Origin of the sequence: Enterococcus ratti, assembly GCF_001886195.1 — a bacterium.
In the GTDB taxonomy this organism is placed as follows: domain Bacteria; phylum Bacillota; class Bacilli; order Lactobacillales; family Enterococcaceae; genus Enterococcus_B; species Enterococcus_B ratti.
Genome location: NZ_JXLB01000017.1, coordinates 26,024 through 45,587 on the forward strand (window position 1 = coordinate 26,024; position 19,564 = coordinate 45,587).

A 19,564-nucleotide genomic window follows, 5' to 3' on the forward strand; every position below is an offset into this window, starting at 1 on the left:
AAAAGACTATTTTCACATAACGAGTAAAAACAACCTATACGAAGAACCAATATAAGCATACTGGCTCCGTACAGGTTGTTTTTATTAAGGAGTTTCATATTCTTCCAACTCCATACTTAACTCTTCCCATTCAGAAAGTTTAATATCTTGGGAGTGACGAGCAGATTCTAAGGCTTGATTTAATTCATTCAGCTTGATATGATCATCTAAATTTTCCAGAGCCATCATTTGTTGTTCAAGTCCATCAATTTGTGCGTCTAATAAAGTCATTTCTTCTTCTATTTGGGTAATTTTTCGTTGCAAGCTACGGATAAGTTTTTGCTGCTCTTTGTTTTGAAAATAATGTTTCTTAGTTGAAGACACCGCTGCTTTTGCTGGTGCTTTTTCAGCTAACAGCTCTGCAAGTTCTTCTTCTTCTTGTTTCTTTTCTAAATAGTAATCATAATCTCCCCAATATACCTTGCTGCCGTTTTCAGATAATTCAATAACTTTAGTAGCAATACGATTAATGAAATATCGGTCATGAGAGACAAATAACAAGGTTCCTTCATAATCAATCAACGCATTTTCTAACACTTCTTTGCTATCAATATCTAAATGGTTCGTCGGTTCGTCTAAAATTAAAAAGTTTTCTTCGTTCATTGCAAGCTTTGCCAAAGCCACGCGTGCTTTTTCACCGCCGCTTAAAAGCGGAATAGTTTTTTCTACATCGTCTCCGGAAAATAAAAAGGCACCTAAAACGCTTCGAATTTCTTTTTCTGATGTAGTTGGATGTTCGTCCCATAATTCAGCTAAAATTGACTTATTAGTATGCAAATTTGCTTGACCTTGATCATAATAACCAATCGTCACGTTGGTTCCCAAATGTTCTTTTCCACGAATAAAAGGCAATTGATGAATAATTGATTTTAACAATGTTGATTTTCCAATGCCATTTGGTCCGACGAGTGCAATTGCTTCTTGCCGACGAATATCAAGATTGATCGGTTCAGCTAATATGTCACCGTTATAACCAATCGCAGCATCTTCAACTTGTAAAACCACATTTCCTGACGGCTTAGCTACATGAAAGAGAAAACGAGCTTGTTTTTCTTCGCCTTGCGGGCGATCTAAACGATTCATTTTTTCTAAAGCTTTTCTACGACTCTGTGCTCTTTTAGTCGTAGAAGCACGAACCAAATTGCGTGCGACGAATTCTTCTAATTTATGAATCTCCGTCTGCTGTTTTTCATAAGCCTTCCATTCAGCCGCTAGTTGTTCCGCTTTTATGTCCAAATACTTGGAATAGTTTCCTTTATAATGACGGATTTTTTTACGACTTAATTCATACACTTCTGTTACAACTTTATCTAAAAAATAGCGATCATGAGAGACAATTAATAAAGCGCCCGTATAATTTTGCAGATATCCTTCTAACCAAGAAAGTGTTTCAATATCTAAATGGTTCGTCGGCTCATCTAAAATTAAAATATCTGGATGCTGCAATAGCATTTTCGCTAACGCTAACCGAGTACGCTGACCGCCAGATAACGCGTTGACTTTTTGGTCATAAAATGAGGGATCAAAATTAAATCCGTGCAAGACAGAGCGGATTTCATTTTCATAACTGTAGCCGTTTTTTTCAGAAAAATCATGTTGCAGCATGTCATATTCATTTAAAAGCGAGTCATAAGCAGGAGTATCAGGTGCTTCTTCACTAATCAAGATTTCCAGTTTACGCATTCGTTTTTCCATTTGTCGAATGGCATCAAACGCTTTAAGCATTTCATTCCATACGGTTTCAGAAGAATCTAGTCCAGTATCTTGAGCCAAGTAGCCTAAAACCGCAGTTTTATTTTTAATAATCTTTCCTTCATCCGGTCTTTCTATTCCGGCAAGAATTTTTAATAGAGTCGATTTTCCTGCACCATTGCGCCCAACTAAAGCAATTCGAGCACCTGTCTGTATTTCTAAATGGATAGTTTCAAATAAAATTTCTGCACCAAAATGGCGAGCAATTTGGTTAGCTTGTAATAATATCATGGAATCCTCTTTTCTACTTTGTGAATTCTCTAAGAATAAATCTCTTTTTCTTTTAATAGTCTACCATAAATTCCTTGGTACTGCGAGATTCAAAGAAATGATAAAAAAATGAATAAAGAATAAAAATTCACAATATCTAAGCAATCAGATTGATTTTTCCCTGTATCTCCTGCTATGATGAATAAACCAAAAAGAAAAAAGAACTAGTGGAGGTAGTTAAGTGAAAGATCATATTATTCCAAAGGCAACAGCTAAACGTCTGCCTTTGTATTATCGTTACTTAAGAATTTTAAATAATGCAGGAAAGAAAAAAGTATCATCAACTGAGTTAAGTGAGGCTGTTCAAGTTGACAGTGCCACGATTCGTCGTGATTTTTCGTATTTTGGAGAATTAGGAAAACGTGGTTATGGTTACGATGTAGAAGATTTAATGCACTTTTTTGCAAGAACATTAAATGACGATCAATTAACCAACGTTGCCTTAATTGGGGTCGGCAATTTAGGGAGCGCATTACTAAAATATAAGTTTCATCAAAGCAACAGTATTCGTATAAGCTGTGCATTTGATGTCAATAAAGAGATTGTCGGCCGGATTGTAGACAGCATTCCTGTTTATCCGATGGAAGAAATGTTTGAACAAATTAAGATTCAACAGATTGAAGTGGCAATTTTGACGATTCCTGCTGAAAGAGCACAAGACGTTGTTAATCGTTTAATAGAAGCAGGTATTAAAGGAATTTTAAACTTTACATCGGCTCGATTGAATGCCCCAGTAGACGTGTTGATCCAAAACGTTGATTTAACGAATGAGCTGCAAACCTTGATTTATTTTCTTCATTCTAATTCTGCGCCTCGGACAACATAAGAAAGAGAAGTGTTTAAATAAACGTTTATTTTTGGCGTAGTTCATCTCTTTCTGAGATAATTTATTTTTAAAATAAGTCGAAATCTACAGAAATTGATGCAGCAGTTTTTGTGAAAATTCGGCTTTTTTAGCTTAATATGACAAATCTTTGTTTTGAGAGTTTTTTCTTTGAGTTTTTAGTTGTGTGATACTTGTATACGAACAAAAGTTCCTATATAATCGTTGCAGGAGGGAGTAAAATGGAATTACAATTTCCTTTACATAACGATACATCAAGAAAAATTATTCATATCGACATGGACGCTTTTTTTGCTTCGGTTGAAGAGCGAGACCATCCAGAATTTCGAGGAAAGCCGCTAGTGATTGCTAGACATCCTAGTGATACTGGCGGACGGGGAGTGGTGACTACGGCAAATTATGAAGCAAGAAAATATGGGATTCATTCGGCTATGAGTGCTCAAGAAGCATATGAGCGTTGCCCTCAAGCAATTTTTAAACCCGGAGATCATCAAAAGTATAGTGAAGTGTCAAAACTTGTTCGTGAGATTTTTAATCGGTATACAGATGTCGTTGAACCGGCGAGTATTGATGAAGCTTATTTAGATGTGACGCATAATAAAATAAATTGTCCATCGGCAATCAAAATTGCTCGTTTCATTCAGACAGAAATTTGGGAAACTGTTAAGTTAACTTGTTCTGTAGGGGTAAGTTACAATAAATTTTTAGCAAAACTGGCTTCCGATTTTCAAAAACCTAGAGGAATTACAGTGGTGGCTCCACAAGATGCACTGCCTTTTTTAAAGGCGTTGCCTATTGATAAGTTTCATGGTGTGGGAAAAAAAACAGTACCGAAGATGTATGAACTAGGCATTTTTACCGGCAAGGATCTTTATGAATGTCCAGAAATGCTGTTGATTCAACATTTTGGTAAGATGGGTTATTCCCTTTATCGAAAAGTAAGAGGAATTCATGATGAACCGGTAAATGTGACAAGAGAAAGAAAATCAGTTGGGAAAGAACATACGTATAGTCAACCGTTACAAACAGAAGAAGCAGTTTTATTACAATTACGGCAATTAGCAGAAAAAGTAGCAGATTCACTAAAAAAGGCGCAAAAACATGGAAAAACAATCGTTTTGAAAGTACGTTACACCGATTATACGACAATTACTAAAAGAATGACTTTGCCTGAATACGTGGATAAAAAAGACGCTTTGTTTTATCAAGCAAGTTTGATTTGGGAAGAAGTGTTGGGGATTGAAAAAGGGATTCGGCTATTAGGAATTACTGTAACGAATTTAGCGCCTATGACTTATGAAAATATTGTTTTGCCGTTATGGAAATAAAATACAGTAGAAAAGAATACCTGAGAAAAGGTAAGCTTGCTACTGTATTTTTGCATGCAGAAAATAATTAAATTAACTCTTGTTTTTTAATTTGTTCGTAGGTTTCAGTTGCATCGGTACACTTTTTCCAAATAACAACCTTATTTTCTATTAAAGATTTTTTAACATCAATAATTCGTTGATTGCTGCTACCACGAAATTGCAGTTTTAAGTCTCGTTTGTTTAATTCAAAACGTCCGTCTACTAAAATATCGATTTTGGTTAAGAGTTCTAATTTATCTGTAGAATCTTGTAATAACTCATCAATTGTGTAACCCGTCCACGACCAGATGTCTTTTGTCTGTCCGAACTCTTTACGAATACGATTGACTACTTGAAGGCATACGTGAGTATTTAAAAACGGTTCCCCACCTAAAAGAGTGAATCCTTGAACGTAGTCATGACGCAAATCATTGATGATTTGTTCTTCTAACTCTTGAGTAAAAGGTTTGCCATAACGAAAGTTTTGTGCCGCTTTGTTAAAGCAGCCTTCACAAGCAAACAAGCATCCGCTCACATATAAACTATTTCGAACCCCTTCGCCATCGACGAAATTAAAAGGTTTGTAGTCTGCAATGTAGTTTTGGCTGTAATCTCGTGCTAGCCATTCTTTTGGTTTAGGATTATGCATAAAAAAACTTCTTTCTATTGTCAGTTAATGAAACTTTAATCTGTCCTTTCAATGAGAGCAAATCAAATGGTATACATTTTGATAAGTTTTGAACTTATAAGAAGGAAAGGACGAGCTAAAAAATTGGCAAAACGATTTTAAAATAGTGATCAAAGAAAAGACAAGAAACAAAGAATAAACGGCAGATAGAAACAACAAGGCTTTCTTTAAGAAACAAGGTGAGAAGCTCTCGTTTTGCCTTTGTAACATCGGCGAAGCTTTGTTGCTTTTACTGTCTCTTTAAAAGAAATACGACAGCTAAATTTACTTTTATTCCGTCGTCTTATTTAATTAGAAATAATCGCAAATTACTTCATGTGTTTCACACGAGCAGAAATTTCTTTATGACGGCCATGCACCATAGGACGTGCTTGAGGATTACCTAAATAGCCGCAAGTTCTTTTAACGACATCACAAGTTTTCGGATCATGATTGCCACATTCAGGACATTCAAAGCCTCGTTCTGTTGGCTTAAAGTCTCCTTCAAAGCCGCATTTGTAACAACGATCAATGGGGGTGTTGGTTCCCAAATATCCAATCTTATCATACGCATAATCCCAGACGGCTTCTAGCGCTTTAGGATTTTGTTGCAACATGGGGTACTCGCAATAGTGTATAAAACCGCCAGAACAGTATTTTGGGTAATCTTTTTCAAAATCAAGTTTTTCAAAAGGAGTCGGGTTTTTTCTTACGTCATAATGGAAACTATTTGTGTAATACTCTTTATCGGTAATATTTTCGATTTTACCAAATTTTTCTGTGTCTAAGCGGCAGAAGCGATCCGTCAAACTTTCACTTGGTGTAGAGTATACGCTAAAATGATAGCCGTATTCATTGCTCCAAGCATCTGCTTTTGATTTTAATTCTTTTATAATATCTAATGTAAAGTTTTTAGCTTCAGGATTTCTTTCCCATTTTCCGCCATAAAAAGCTGCGGCAACTTCATATAAACCGATGTAGCCTAGAGAAACTGTTGCTCGGCGATTTCTGAATAATTCATCTACGGCATCTGTTTTTGAAAGTCGTTTACTGAATGCTCCATACATATATAAAATAGGTGCATTGGCTGGAATTGCTTCTTTGCAACGATCGACACGATAAACCAAAGCGTCTTTCATGATTGCTAAACGTTCGGATAAGATCTGCCAGAATTTTTCTTGGTCGCCTTTAGCTTCTATTGCAATGCGTGGTAAGTTTAACGTTACAACACCGAGATTCATTCTTCCGACATTGATTTCTTGGCCTGTTTCATCTTTCCAGCCTTGTAAGAATGAGCGACACCCCATTGGAACTTTGAAGCTTCCTGTTAATTCCACGATTTTATCGTAGTTCAAAATATCTGGGTACATTCGCTTGGTGGCGCATTCTAGTGCGAGTTGTTTGATGTCGTAGTTCGGATCTGCTGGTTTTAAATTTATGCCGTCTTTTAATGTAAAAATTAATTTAGGAAAGATTGCGGTACGTTTTTCACTGCCTAATCCATTCATGCGGTTTTGTAAAATGGCTTTTTGAATTTCTCGTTCAAACCAATTAGTACCAAGGCCAAAGCCAAGGGAAGTAAATGGTGTTTGCCCATTTGACGTGAAAAGAGTATTAATTTCATACTCTAAACTTTGCATAGCATCAAAAATATCTTTTTTAGTTTTCGATTTTGCGTATTCTTCACGCCGTTCTGGTGTTTCGATCCATTCCTTGGCATCTTTTAAATGTTTTTGATAATTAAGTTCAGCAAAAGGTGCAAGTAGTTCATCCGTTCGATCGGCAGAACAACCTCCATACTGACTAGAAGCCACGTTAGCAATAATTTGGGAAATTTGTGCCGTAGCTGTTTGAATGGATTTTGGCGATTCAACTTCAGCATTCCCAATTTTAAAACCATTATTCAACATGCCTTTAAAGTCTATTAGACAGCAGTTTGTCATAGGCGTATAAGGATGATAGTCCAAATCATGGTAATGAATATCTCCTTTTTGATGAGCATTAGCGATGTGTGGCGGCAACATTTTCAATCCAATAGATTTTCCGACGATACCCGCAGTTAAATCTCGCTGCGTATTAAAGACATTGCTATCTTTATTGGCGTTTTCGTTAACCACCGTTTGATCTTTGTTGATTAATTTTTTGATGGAGAAGTTGATGTCTGTCGCTTTACTTCTTGCAAAATCACGTTTTGTCCGGTAGTTAATATACTCTTCTGCTAACTCATATTCATTTTTTTCTAAAAGAATATGTTCAACGATATTTTGGATTTCATAAATTTTAACGTTATCCGTAAAGCGGCGTTTGATTTCTTGAACAACTAATTCAACAATTATTTGGATTTTTTCATAGGTAAGAGGCGACAAAGAACCATGAATTTTCTTTTCAGCTTTGACTAACGCTTCATTGATTTTTGTTTCATCAAATTCTACACGTCGTCCATCTCTTTTAATAATTGTTATGTTTTCTGCTTTAGAATGCAGTGGTTTTTCCACTTTCTCTTCAAATTGTACACTCATTTTATTCAACTCCTGCTAATTTCTTCTTGTCTATCATAAAACAAAAATACACATCGATCAACTAAAGAATAGCTATATATAGTATACAGATAGTTGTATATTTGGATGTATATACTATATGTTGTGTATATTTCTTTTTGAAAAAAAGTGAAAACGTACACTTATAGGATTTTTTATTTGAATCAGTTAGGCACATGAATAAAAATAGATGAATAAAAAATTTTTTTAATGAAGGTTATTTCACTCAATAAAAAGATAAAATTATAGGAAGATTCAATGATGCAATGAAAAGGAAAGAGCAAAAATAAACGGAGTATGCTACTATTCAGATAAGAGAAAATCAAGGAGGAAAGCCATGAATAAAATGATTGAAGTAAAACATGTCAGTAAAAGCTACGGAAATAAGCTTTCGGCAGTAAAAGTGTTGGACAACATTTCCTTTGCAATAGCCAAAGGAGAATTTGTTGGTATCATGGGACCCAGCGGTGCAGGAAAAACAACATTGATGAATATACTTTCAACGATCAGTTTGCCCACGATGGGTAGTGTATTAATTCAAGGAAATGAAATTACGAAAATGAAAACTAATGAATTAAGTGATTTTAGACGAAAAAAATTAGGATTTATTTTTCAAGAATTTAATTTGATCGATACATTGAATGCTAAAGATAATATTTTACTTCCTTTAGCCGTTGAGCGAATCTCTAAAGAAGAGATGGAAAAAAGAGTACTTCACGTGGCACAGTTATTGGATATCGAAGAGATTTTGAAACGCTATCCAGATGAATTATCTGTCGGACAGCGTCAACGAATTGCTGCTGCTAGGGCGCTAGTCATTCGTCCTCAAGTGATTTTTGCAGACGAGCCGACAGGATCATTGGATTCTAAATCAGCTACTGAGTTGCTAAATTATTTAACAACAATGAATCAAGTTGAAAAGTCAACAATTTTGCTAGTCACTCATGATCCATATACAGCAAGTTATTGTAATCGAATTTTATTTATCAAAGATGGGGTGATTTTTTCTGAAGTGGTTCGCAGCGGCACGAGAAATGAATTTTTTGAACGGGTGATTGACATGCAGGCAACGATTGGAGGAGGCGGAAAACTAAATGCTTTATAAGCTGGCTGCTAAAAATTTCTTGCAACAGTCAAGAGGGTACCTTGTTTATTTTTTTAGTTTAACCTTGTCAACAATGATCTACTATTCTTTCAGCGCCATCACTTATGATCGGTTATTGAGCAGGCGAACGAACACAGATGTATTATTTAATACGTTTTTTAATATTGGCAGCTGGGTAATTATGATTGTTTTGCTTTTTTTTGTCATTAGCGCCAATCGCTTCTTTTTAAACAGACGGCAAAAAGAAATCGGCATCTATCAATTATTTGGTGTTAAGAAAATACAGATTTCCATCATTTATATACTGGAAACGATGGCGATTGGACTGGTTGCGTGTCTCTCAGGGATCATCTTAGGAATTATTTTTTCTAAATTATTTTCTATGATTTTAATTCGAATGATGAAAATGAAACTAACGAGTCTGTTTTTTATTTCCGTGCCATCAATTTTTGAAACGGTTCTTTTACTTTTTTTGATTTTATCGATTGTTTCTTTATATTCGTTATGGTTAATTTGGCGTTTTCCAACTATACGCAGTTTTGGAATGTATGATCATACTCAAAGCGCAATGCTAAGAGTCCGCACAAGGCATCGCCTATTAGGAACATTAGGTTTATTATTAATTTCTAGTAGTTACTTTTTTGCTGTCCATTTTCGGGAATTTATAACAAAATTTAATTATAGCCAAGATTTTCGTTTCCTTTTTTTGTTATTCATAATAATTATTCTTTTTTGCGTGAGTGGTACGTATTTGTTCTTTTGTTTTTCCCTACGTGTATTACTGGAAATGATTAATTGTTCGAAAATAAAATATCAAGGAATCAATTTTTTGCTTATTGGAAATACCAAAATTCATCTTCTTAAAAGCTGGCGTATCAATTCCCTGATTACTTTAGTTATAGGAATTGCTTTAGTTATGATTGGGGGAATGATGAGTGTAGCTGCTATAATGACTAAAAGCGTAGAGATGTCTACCCCCGTTTCTTATCAAATGGATACCAAGACGGCAAAGAAAATGCGACCGATACTAGTTAGAGAAAATCAAACAATACAAAAAGAATTGACACTGAACTACAAAGTAATCGGAAGCTATTTTATCAGTCAAACAGAAGGAACAGCTACAGAGAAAGAATTTCAGCTAGTTAATGTGATTTCTGAGAAAGAATACCATGCGTTTCGCCAGTTTAATCCTAAAATCCCAAAGTTAAATTTAACTTCTGATAACAGTACGGTAGTATTAGAGGGGATGAAAAACGTTTTTAGAAATTTCGCCATTTATGGCTCAACTTTTTATTTGCCACATCAAAAATTAGACATTCAAGCAACACTACCTAGCTTTTTAGGAGATAGTTACATGTGTTATTCCGGTCCCACTTTAGTTGTTAGCAATTCAGTCTTTGCTAAACTACAAGGCTTTAATTATCAGGTGGTTAATTGGGAAATTCAAAAAGAAATTGAAGAAAAAACAAATGAGCGCTTGATGAATGAACTACCACCAAGTTTTGAAAACGTCATCTACTATTCTTACGCGATCAAAGGAGAGGAATTGACAGGCACGATTCAAACGAGTGAAATCAAACCTGAAAAAGGCGCTGCTACTCAATACAGCAATGAAGATTCACGAATGAATTACGTTTCACGTTCCCCAATGAAACAGCTTGTTGCGCGACGAATAGGGATAATGGCATATATTTCAATCTTTATCGGGGTAATCGTTATTATCGCTACAGGAAGTATGCTAATGGTTCGCCAATTAGCCGAAGCCGAAGAAGAAAGAGAAAATTATCAACTACTGACTAAATTAGGAATTTCACGAAAAAAAATTAAACGAATGATCTTTGGTCAAAACGCAATCACATTTTTTCCACCCATCATTTTAGGCAGCATGCATACTATTTTTGCTATCAGCTTGTTTACACAATATATAGAAACTGCAAATTACGGTTTGGTATATCTTATTTGTAGCTTATTGATTCTTATCTATATTTTGTTTTATTACCTAACTAGTTTGTTGTATTGTAGAATCATTGAGGAATAAAAAACGAATGATTTGTTCAAAGGGCAGCTTTTCTTGCTAGTAAATAATCAATTTTTCATATTGTTTGCTAAAAAATAACTCGACACACTCTGAAAAAGTTAAATTATTTTTTCTAGTGTGTCGAGTTACTTTTGTTCTTTTAAAAAATAAATTTACTAGAAAAATATATAGATTAATGTTTAGGATTAAAATACTATAATGGACTGAATGGTTATTTGGATTGTTTAAGAAAAAAATTTTATTTATTTAAGAAAATATTCATGTTAAAGCCATCATTTTTTTGTATTCTATCTTAGTTGTGACAAAATTGTTAGCAAAAAAGCGATTACTGTTAGGGAAACGAATGTTGTTTTGGTTATAGAATGGGTAAAATTATTTTGAGGTTAGGAGGCAGCATTAAAATGAAGAAATGGTGGAATCATCCTCAATTTAAGTATTGGGCAATCTTTGTTGGACGAACATTGTTGTATACTGGGATTCTTTTTATGTTGATTTATTTATATCATTATAAAAATGTGCAAGGAGGCTCGTTTATTTATAATGAATTTTAGAGGAGGGAGACGATGACTATTCATACGATCGTTGAATCTATTGATTTTTTTGGAGAAACAGAGCCGAATCGAGTGGTTTATCAAACCAATTTGGCTCAACATACCTATGGTGAGTTGAAAAGAAAAACAGATGCGTTGGCCAATTATTTAGAAAAAAACCTGAAAAATCAAGGACCAATTGTTGTATTCGGTAATTTAGAGTTTGAAATGATCGTTTCTTTTCTAGGAGCGTCAAAAGCGGGGTATGCCTATCTTCCTATTGAAGAACATACACCGCATGAACGGGTTGAAACGATTCTTCGAATTGCTAAGCCATCTTTGATTATTAGTGTGGGCAAATGGAAAACAGATATTCAAAATCTTCCTGTTATCTCAAAAGAAGAATTATTATCAATCATCAAGGAAGAAGTTGCATATGAAGCAACACATATGGTTAAAGGAGATGAAAATTATTATATTATTTTCACTTCTGGAACAACTGGCGAGCCTAAAGGCGTTCAAATCAGTCATACTAATTTAGTAAGCTTTATTCATTGGACAATTCAAGAATTTCAGATTGAAAATGGATTGCGTTTTTTAGTGCAAGCTCCCTTTTCGTTTGATTTATCCGTTTTTTCGATTTATCCAGCTCTTGTTTCCGGAGGGATGTTGCAACCACTTGAAAAATCAGTAATTCAAGATTTCAGACAATTATTTTCTGTTTTAACACGTTTGCAACTGGATGTCTGGGTTTCTACTCCTTCATTCATTGACATTTGCTTAATGGAACCGACTTTCAATGCCGAACATGTACCGGATCTTTCAATTTTCTTGTTTTGCGGAGAAGAATTAACGAAAAAAACCGCTCAAGAACTAGTGAAACGATTCCCAGAAGCACGCATTTATAACACGTATGGACCTACAGAAGCAACGGTTGCCATTTCAAGTATTTTGATTACTCAAAGCGTATTGGATCAATATGAACGTTTACCGATTGGCTATATTAAAGAAGATACGAAAGTTGTTGTGGTTAATGAGCAAAAAATTGTTCCAATCAATATTACTGGAGAGATTATCATTTCTGGTCCTAGTGTTTCTAAAGGCTATCTAAACAATCAAGAAAAAACACAAGCTGCTTTTTTCAAGAAAAACGGTCAACAAAATTATCGTACTGGAGATGCTGGTTTTTTAAATGAGGAAGGACTTTTATTTTATGAAGGCCGGCTAGATCAACAAGTAAAACTTCATGGCTATCGAATTGAATTAGGGGATATCGAACATGCTCTTTTACTAGATGAACGCATCAAACAAGCGATAGTCGTACCTAAATACCAAGGAACCAAAGTCCAACAATTAGTAGCTTTTGTTGTGTTGGAAAAAAGAATTGAAGAACCGAGTTTTAAATTTTCTCAATCAATCAAAGAAAAACTGGCTCATGTAGTCATGGACTATATGATTCCTCAAAAAATCAATTATGTTGAGTTTTTACCGCAAACAATTAATGGAAAAATTGATCGGAAGAAATTAATCGCTGAGGTGAATACTCTATGAGCTTTTCCCATATGATTCCGTATGCTACGCCTTTTTACTTTTTGCTTTTAATTTTTGGATTAATACCCATTATTTTCTCGTTTTTATTTTTTGGAAAAAGATTGCCGATCTATGAGACAATCATTACCTTATTTTTTTTGTTTATCAGTTTTGGCGGAGTTTATTGGCAACAAGGCGTAGCATTAATTGTTTATGTTATTTGGCAAGCATTGTTAGTTTGGCTCTATTTTTCTTACCGTCAGAAGAAAAACAAAGACGGTTGGTTTTATCTTGCTGTAGTAGTCGCCATTTTTCCTTTATTTTTAACGAAAGTGACCCCATTTTTTGCTCACGGGAAAGACTCTCTTTTTGCTTTTTTAGGTATTTCGTATTTGACGTTTAAATCCGTGCAAATGATCATGGAAATAAGAGATGGGCTAATTAAAAAGTATCAACCGTTTCGCTATATTCAATTTTTACTTTTTTTCCCTACTATCTCTTCTGGACCAATTGATCGTTACAGAAGATTTGAAAAAGATCAGTCTGCTTCTTTAACGTCAGACAAATATATGGACATGTTAGAAAAAGGCATTCACAATATTTTCATGGGTTTTTTGTATAAATTTATTCTAGGGTATTACTTAGGACAAGTTTTACTACCAACTGTATCAAAAGCAGCGTTGCAAAATGGTGGTATTTCTTGGGCATTAGTAGGGTATTCTTATGTGTACAGTCTCTATTTGTTTTTTGATTTTGCTGGTTATAGTTTATTTGCAGTAGGAACAAGCTATTTGATGGGATATCAAACACCAATAAATTTCAATAGACCATTTTTATCTTGGAATATCAAAGAGTTCTGGAATCGTTGGCACATGACGCTCTCTTTTTGGTTTAGAGATTATGTTTACATGCGATTAATGTTTTTTTTAATGAAAAAGAAATGGTTCAAGAGTAAAATTGTTGCTTCTAAAGTTGGTTATTTTGCGTTGTTTCTTTTGATGGGAGTTTGGCATGGACTAACATGGTATTATATTGTTTATGGATTGTATCATGCTTCATTGATTTGTTTAACCGACGTCTGGCTGCGTTTTAAGAAAAAACACAAAAAATATTTGCCCTCGAATCGTTTTACCCACGTTTTTGCTATTTTTATGACTTTTCAAGCTGTTTGTTTCAGTCTATTGATTTTTTCTGGCTTTTTAGACCAGCTTTTTTTTAAGTAACTAAGTTATTTAAAACGTCAAAAATAGGACATTTTTCAGTATAAATTATTTAAGGAGAGATCATGATGGAAGAACAAATTTTAACTATTTTAGAAGAAATTACAGGGACGCAAGAAATAAGAACAGATCGAGATATTGATTTGTTTGGGGAAGGGTTGCTTGATTCACTTGCTTCAGTTCAACTCTTAGTTGAGTTAGATGGTCAATTAGACGTACAAGTACCGGTTTCTGAATTTGATCGAGAGCAATGGGGAACACCAAATAAAATTATCGCACAAGTGCAAGAATTGCAGGGCTAAGAATGAAAAAGAAATTATTTGCTATTTTTGGTCCGTTGCTCTTAGCGTTTGGACTAATAGCAGTTTTTTTCACTTTTTATCATGTCAATTTTTACGATCCTGTGGTTATTCAAAAAGCTTCCTCGTCAATGTCAGAAAATGTTTTAAAAGGAGATGCGATCAAAAATAAAGCTTTATCCGATCACACGTACGTTCCTTTTTTTGGATCAAGTGAGTTGAGCCGAATTAGTCCATTTCATCCTTCAGTGTTAGCAAAAAAGTATCGACGTGAATATCGTCCCTTTTTATTAGGAGCTCCGGGTACACAATCATTGAGTCAGTATTTTATGATGCGCTCAGTCGGCGATAAGTTAAAAAACAAAAAAGTTATATTTATTCTTTCGCCTCAATGGTTTGTGAAAGGCGGACTCAAAGAAGATTATTTTAATCTGTATTATTCACAGTTGCAAACACTCGACTGGCTGCTTTCATTGAAAAAAATTACACCTGCGGATCGTTATTTAGCAAAAAGGCTGCTAACATTTTCAATTGTTAAAAAAGATGAACGGTTAACTGAAATGTTAAACGTGATTAAGTCTGGTCGATTGCCGTTGGAAAAGAAGCGCAATGAATTAAGTAATAAATGGAATATCTTAAAAAGAGAAGATGAAGTGTTTAGTGCAATTGGTTTAAGAAGCAAACAAAAAGAAATTGATGAGGCAACGAAGTCATTACCAAGTGACTACCAAGAAAAAACACTAGTTGATTTAGCTGAAAAAATTGGAAAAAAAGAAACAATAAATAATCCTTTTGGATTAAAAAACGATTTTTACGAAAGGCGCATTCACCATCGTTTGAAGAAATTTAAAAATTCACAAAAAAATTGGGATTACCGTTTTTCGCCGGAATTTTCAGATTTTCAATTAGTCTTACATCAATTAGCTCAAGAACATGCCGAAGTTTTGTTTATCATCCCACCGGTCAATCAAAAATGGAGTCAATACACAGGGTTATCTCAAAAAATGCTACAAGAATTTGCTAAAAAAATAAAATTTCAACTTAAGAGTCAAGGATTCAAACGAGTGGCAGATTTTACAAAAATGGCGAATCAATCTTATTTTATGGAAGATACGATCCATCTAGGGTGGAAAGGTTGGCTAGCAGCAGATAAACAAATTAAACCATTTTTAGAAAATCCACAAACATCAAGTAACTATCAACTAGATCCGTCATTTTATAGTAAAGAATGGCAGCGATATTTGCCAACTAAGTTGAAAGAAGAAAATTAGTGAGATATCTAACTTTACTTGGGATTAGAAAAAATAATGTTTTGACAAGTTCATTTTATTGTTATCTACTTGTAAGATTGTGTTTCATAAAAAAGCAGAGATTTTCGAAATTTATTCTTCAAGTTTTCGAAGTTCTCGCTTTTTTTGTATAAGAAAAAATAGATAAGATGAAAAGCAAACTTGATAAATGGTATAATCATGCTAATAATACTAGAAAAGAGGGAAATGATTTGGATAAAAGAGAAGAACAATTATTGATTGCATTGACTACAGCTAAAGGAGTGCCGGGAAATGAAGAAGAAGTGAGAAAAGTTTATAAAAGCTATGCGAAAGATTTTGCCGATGATATTTTTTATGATGGATTAGGAAGTATTATTGCAAAACACGGATCTGGTGGAGGACCTAAAGTATACATTTCCGGTCATATGGATGAAGTTGGATTTATGGTGACGAAAATTACCGATAAAGGATTCTTAGAATTTCAAACTTTAGGCGGTTGGTGGGGGCAAGTCATGCTTGCTCAACAAGTAGAAATTAAAACCCAAGAAGGAAAAATAATTCATGGAGTAATCGGATCAAAGCCGCCACATGTTCTAACCCCACAAGTACGAAATAAACCTTATGACATTAAAGAGATGTTTATTGATATTGGTGCGACGAGTGAAAAACAAGCCAAAGAATGGGGGATTCGTCCTGGGGACATGGTTACTCCGTTTATCGAATACAAACGCTTGAATGGCGGAAAATTTTTGCTAGCAAAAGCGTGGGATAATCGAATTGGTACAGCTGTTTCATTGCGTGTTCTTGAGAATCTAGCAAAAGAAGGACATCCCAACGTTTTATTTGCAGGCAGCGATGTTCAAGAAGAAGTCGGGCTAAGGGGTGCACGTACTAGTACCCATTTAGTGAATCCCGATATTGCGTTTGCTTTAGATACGGGAACGGCTGGAGATACCCCGGGAATGACGCCGAAAGAAGCAGATTCGGTATTAGGTAAAGGACCGCAAATTTTAATATTTGATGCGTCGATGATTCCTCATAAAAAGTTATTGAACTTTGTAATTGATGTAGCTGAAGAATTGAATATTCCTTTCCAATATACGGTTATTACCGGAGGAGGAACAGATGCGGGACAAATGCATCTCACAAGAGATGGTGTTCCATCAGTAGCAATTACTGTTCCTGTTCGATATTTGCATTCCCATACATCAATTATTCACGAAGACGATTATTTAAATACAGTGAAATTAGTTACAGAATTAGTCAAACGTTTAGATAGCGAGATGGTTGAAAAGATTAGGAGTTATGAATAATGGAAAAACAGCTATCTATCTCGGATTATCGAAAAAAAGCACGAGTAAGTCTGGCTCAACAATGGGGGATCAATGCTTGGCTTGTTTTTCTTTCCTTATTTCTCACGGGTTTATTACAAATGTTTTTCGAAAAGTCTTTTTCTTTAGGGGATTTACAACAACAGGTTAGTAATTTTTTATTGGAAAATATTCTGTTGTTTGCTTTTTCTTATGGCTTATATTATATTGCGCTAGTTGTTGTTCGCGGCGAAAGAGCAAAAAGTAATTTGTTGTTTGCTGTCTTTCAAAAAGAGTATTATGGTTCTATTTTAGTTATTAATTTGATTAATAGAGTGATGAATTGGGTCGTTCATGCATTAGTGCTGTTACCCGGATTTTTAATAGGCGGTGTCAACACGTATACTCAATTGCTTTTTAGACAAAATTCAGTTTCAACATCTTTTTTATCAGAACATGTTTTAGATATTAGCTTTGTTTTAACAACCACGCTTATGACTTTTGGTTCTCTTTTGTTGATGAGCATCATTGGTGGTTTGTTTCAGTTTGCAGCTTGGACAAAATTTGATTATCCTGAACTTTCGATTATGCAATGTTTAAAGTATGGATGGTATTTATTAAAAGACCGCATAGGAATATACATCTTGTTGCAGCTGTCTTTTATCGGTTGGTATATTCTGGGATTCATTGCTTTGTTTTTTGGATTACTGTGGGTCATTGCTTATGTAAATGTAACGATTGCCGGATTTTATGAACAAGCAAGGATTGAAAAAGAAAGTCCTGCTGCTTACTTTTTAGAAAGATAAATAAATGAATAGAGATGATGGGCGGCATTAAAATCAATTTTTGAAGGAGGATTCATCATGAAATTAACTATTTTGGGATGTTTAGGTGCCTATCCTTATAAAAATCAAGGTACGACCAGCTATTTGTTGCAATCAGAAGGGTTTAATTTATTGATTGATGTAGGAAGCTCAACTTTAGTTAAATTAGAAGAACACCTCGACCCGTTGGCGCTTGATGCAGTGATTTTGAGTCATTATCATCATGACCATATTGCTGATTTAGGTGTGTTGCAATATTATTGGCAGTTACATCCGGAAAAAGAGCCGGGAGTGATTTTACCTATTTATGGACACACGCAAGATACGTTTCATTTCAATGAATTGACCATGCCGGAAGTATCAGAAGGACATGAATATTTTGAAGCAGAAGAATTAAAAGTAGGCCCCTTTTTAATTACCTTTATGGAAACTGTTCATCCTGTTGTTTGCTATGCTATGCGAATCGTGGAGAAATCAACGGGAAAAGTATTCGTTTTTACTGGCGATTCAGGTTATCTAGAAAGTTTTATAGCATTTGCCAAACAGGCGGATTTATTTTTAGCGGATACTTATCTTTTTGCCGGAAATGAACGACACAAAGCACACTTTACGTCAAAAGAAGCTGGGGAGATAGCGAAAGTCGCCCAAGTTAAAAAGCTGGTATTGACCCATTTACCACAGTTTGGAGATCTAATACAATTGAAACAAGAAGCACAACATGCAGCTGGCTCTGCGATAAAAGTAGAACTTGCTGAGCGCGATAAAATATTTGAAATCTAGGAGGAAGACGATGATTTATGTCCCTAATAATCAACATGATCCACGTGTTAATTTAGCAATTGAACAATTTTTACTACAAGAAATGCCTATAGCTGAACCAATTTTACTTTTTTATATTAACGAACCGTCAATTATTATTGGACGTAACCAAAACACTATTGAAGAAATTAATCAAGAATATGTAGAAAAACAAGGAATTCATGTTGTTCGTCGGTTAAGTGGAGGTGGAGCTGTTTATCATGATTTAGGAAATTTAAACTTTAGTTTTATTATGCCGGATGACGGAGATTCATTTCGTGATTTTGAGAAAGTTACAAGACCGATTATCCAAGCTTTGCATGAATTAGGTGTATCCGATGCCGAATTAAAAGGGAGAAACGATTTAGTGATTGATGGGATGAAATTTTCTGGAAATGCAATGTATGCAACAAACGGTCGAATGTTTGCACACGGAACAATTATGTTTGATTCAGATATTAATGAAGTCGTAAATGCTTTAAAAGTGAAAAAAGATAAAATTGAATCAAAAGGAATTAAGTCTATTCGCTCTCGCGTCACCAATATCAAACCATTTTTACCTAAAGAAAAACAAACCATGACGACTGAAGAATTTCGTGAAGAAATCTTATTAAAAATATTTGGCGTGGAAACAGTAGATGAAATTAATACGTATCTTTTAAAAGAAGAAGATTGGGTAAAAATTAATGAGATTTCGGCTCACTACTATTGTAACTGGGACTGGAATTATGGTAAATCACCAGATTTTAATTTTTCTAGACAAAAACGTTTCTCAATTGGTTCGATCGAAGTTCATTTAAATGTTTCAAATGGTTTCATTAAAGAAGCAAAAATTTTTGGTGATTTTTTTGGGTTAGGTGATATTCAAGATGTTGAAAATCGTCTGATTGGACAAAAATACGACAAAAACGTTTTAAATGAAGTCGTTCAATCCATCGATATCAAAAAGTATTTTGGTGCTATTGAAGTAAAAGATTTATTGTCTCTTTTGTATTGATTCTTTTATTTTCAATTTTATGTGCGAAAAAAGTATGAAATATTGTATTTTGCCTTAAAAAAAGAAGAAGCTCACGTGTTTTTTCTAAGAGACGGGCGTTACTGTTGATTTAATTTTGAGAGATAAGCTAAAAGCAAGGGGGACTTTTAGTTTATCTCTTTTTTTATTATTGTCTTTAGACCTA

Annotated in this window: 16 protein-coding genes; 13 read left to right on the top strand and 3 right to left on the bottom strand. The window is 34.5% G+C overall.

All coding sequences use genetic code 11. From position 1 onward, the window contains the following. Positions 1 to 84: 84 nt before the first annotated feature. Positions 85 to 2,022 carry an ABC-F family ATP-binding cassette domain-containing protein gene (locus RV14_RS08845; RefSeq protein ID WP_071855902.1) on the bottom strand — a complete coding sequence of 646 codons (1,938 nt, stop codon included), beginning with the start codon at positions 2,020 to 2,022 and terminating at the stop codon, positions 85 to 87. A gap of 220 nt (positions 2,023 to 2,242) precedes the next feature. On the opposite strand from RV14_RS08845, the gene RV14_RS08850 reads away from it, so the two are divergent. Both RV14_RS08850 and dinB read left to right on the top strand, forming a co-directional pair. Continuing rightward, positions 2,243 to 2,887, top strand: coding sequence for a redox-sensing transcriptional repressor Rex (locus RV14_RS08850; protein ID WP_071855903.1), 645 nt, complete (start codon positions 2,243 to 2,245; stop codon positions 2,885 to 2,887). A gap of 239 nt (positions 2,888 to 3,126) precedes the next feature. Next, positions 3,127 to 4,233: a DNA polymerase IV gene (gene dinB, locus RV14_RS08855; protein WP_071855904.1), complete on the top strand. Its 1,107-nt coding sequence runs from the start codon at positions 3,127 to 3,129 to the stop codon at positions 4,231 to 4,233. 67 nt (positions 4,234 to 4,300) lie between these two features. Here the strand turns inward: dinB and nrdG are convergent, their stop codons facing one another. Together nrdG and nrdD are read right to left on the bottom strand one after the other, a co-directional pair. Further along, positions 4,301 to 4,903 (bottom strand): anaerobic ribonucleoside-triphosphate reductase activating protein, encoded by a 603-nt coding sequence (gene nrdG / locus RV14_RS08860; protein ID WP_071855905.1) that lies wholly within the window; start codon positions 4,901 to 4,903, stop codon positions 4,301 to 4,303. Positions 4,904 to 5,250: 347 nt separating this feature from the next. Then, positions 5,251 to 7,440 (bottom strand): anaerobic ribonucleoside-triphosphate reductase, encoded by a 2,190-nt coding sequence (gene nrdD, locus RV14_RS08865; RefSeq protein WP_071855906.1) that lies wholly within the window; start codon positions 7,438 to 7,440, stop codon positions 5,251 to 5,253. A 355-nt stretch (positions 7,441 to 7,795) separates the two neighbouring features. On the opposite strand from nrdD, the gene RV14_RS08870 reads away from it, so the two are divergent. The 11 genes from RV14_RS08870 to lplA all read left to right on the top strand — a co-directional run bounded on the left by RV14_RS08870 (position 7,796) and on the right by lplA (position 19,380). Continuing rightward, complete coding sequence (locus RV14_RS08870) at positions 7,796 to 8,563, top strand: ABC transporter ATP-binding protein (protein WP_071855907.1); 768 nt, start codon at positions 7,796 to 7,798, stop codon at positions 8,561 to 8,563. Further along, the gene (locus tag RV14_RS08875) at positions 8,553 to 10,601 is read left to right on the top strand and encodes an ABC transporter permease (protein ID WP_071855908.1); all 2,049 of its coding nucleotides are present in this window, start codon (positions 8,553 to 8,555) and stop codon (positions 10,599 to 10,601) included. The genes RV14_RS08870 and RV14_RS08875 overlap by 11 nt, the downstream gene beginning before the upstream one ends. Before the next feature lie 401 nt (positions 10,602 to 11,002). Then, positions 11,003 to 11,152 (top strand): teichoic acid D-Ala incorporation-associated protein DltX, encoded by a 150-nt coding sequence (locus RV14_RS08880; protein WP_071855909.1) that lies wholly within the window; start codon positions 11,003 to 11,005, stop codon positions 11,150 to 11,152. 12 nt (positions 11,153 to 11,164) lie between these two features. After that, positions 11,165 to 12,682 (top strand): D-alanine--poly(phosphoribitol) ligase subunit DltA, encoded by a 1,518-nt coding sequence (gene dltA, locus RV14_RS08885; RefSeq protein WP_071855910.1) that lies wholly within the window; start codon positions 11,165 to 11,167, stop codon positions 12,680 to 12,682. Beyond that, positions 12,679 to 13,884 (top strand): D-alanyl-lipoteichoic acid biosynthesis protein DltB, encoded by a 1,206-nt coding sequence (gene dltB / locus RV14_RS08890; RefSeq protein WP_071855911.1) that lies wholly within the window; start codon positions 12,679 to 12,681, stop codon positions 13,882 to 13,884. Before dltA ends, dltB begins: the two co-directional genes overlap by 4 nt. Before the next feature lie 65 nt (positions 13,885 to 13,949). Beyond that, positions 13,950 to 14,183 (top strand): D-alanine--poly(phosphoribitol) ligase subunit DltC, encoded by a 234-nt coding sequence (gene dltC / locus RV14_RS08895; RefSeq protein ID WP_071855912.1) that lies wholly within the window; start codon positions 13,950 to 13,952, stop codon positions 14,181 to 14,183. Between the two features lie 2 nt (positions 14,184 to 14,185). Continuing rightward, positions 14,186 to 15,451: a D-alanyl-lipoteichoic acid biosynthesis protein DltD gene (gene dltD, locus RV14_RS08900; RefSeq protein ID WP_071855913.1), complete on the top strand. Its 1,266-nt coding sequence runs from the start codon at positions 14,186 to 14,188 to the stop codon at positions 15,449 to 15,451. Between the two features lie 230 nt (positions 15,452 to 15,681). After that, positions 15,682 to 16,764, top strand: a complete 1,083-nt coding sequence (locus tag RV14_RS08905; RefSeq protein WP_071855919.1) for a M42 family metallopeptidase — start codon at positions 15,682 to 15,684, stop codon at positions 16,762 to 16,764. After that, positions 16,764 to 17,567 carry a DUF975 family protein gene (locus RV14_RS08910; RefSeq protein ID WP_071855914.1) on the top strand — a complete coding sequence of 268 codons (804 nt, stop codon included), beginning with the start codon at positions 16,764 to 16,766 and terminating at the stop codon, positions 17,565 to 17,567. Before RV14_RS08905 ends, RV14_RS08910 begins: the two co-directional genes overlap by 1 nt. Before the next feature lie 57 nt (positions 17,568 to 17,624). Continuing rightward, positions 17,625 to 18,365 (top strand): MBL fold metallo-hydrolase, encoded by a 741-nt coding sequence (locus RV14_RS08915; RefSeq protein WP_071855915.1) that lies wholly within the window; start codon positions 17,625 to 17,627, stop codon positions 18,363 to 18,365. Between the two features lie 10 nt (positions 18,366 to 18,375). Beyond that, positions 18,376 to 19,380, top strand: a complete 1,005-nt coding sequence (gene lplA, locus RV14_RS08920) for a lipoate--protein ligase (protein ID WP_071855916.1) — start codon at positions 18,376 to 18,378, stop codon at positions 19,378 to 19,380. The last annotated feature ends 184 nt before the right edge of the window (positions 19,381 to 19,564 follow it).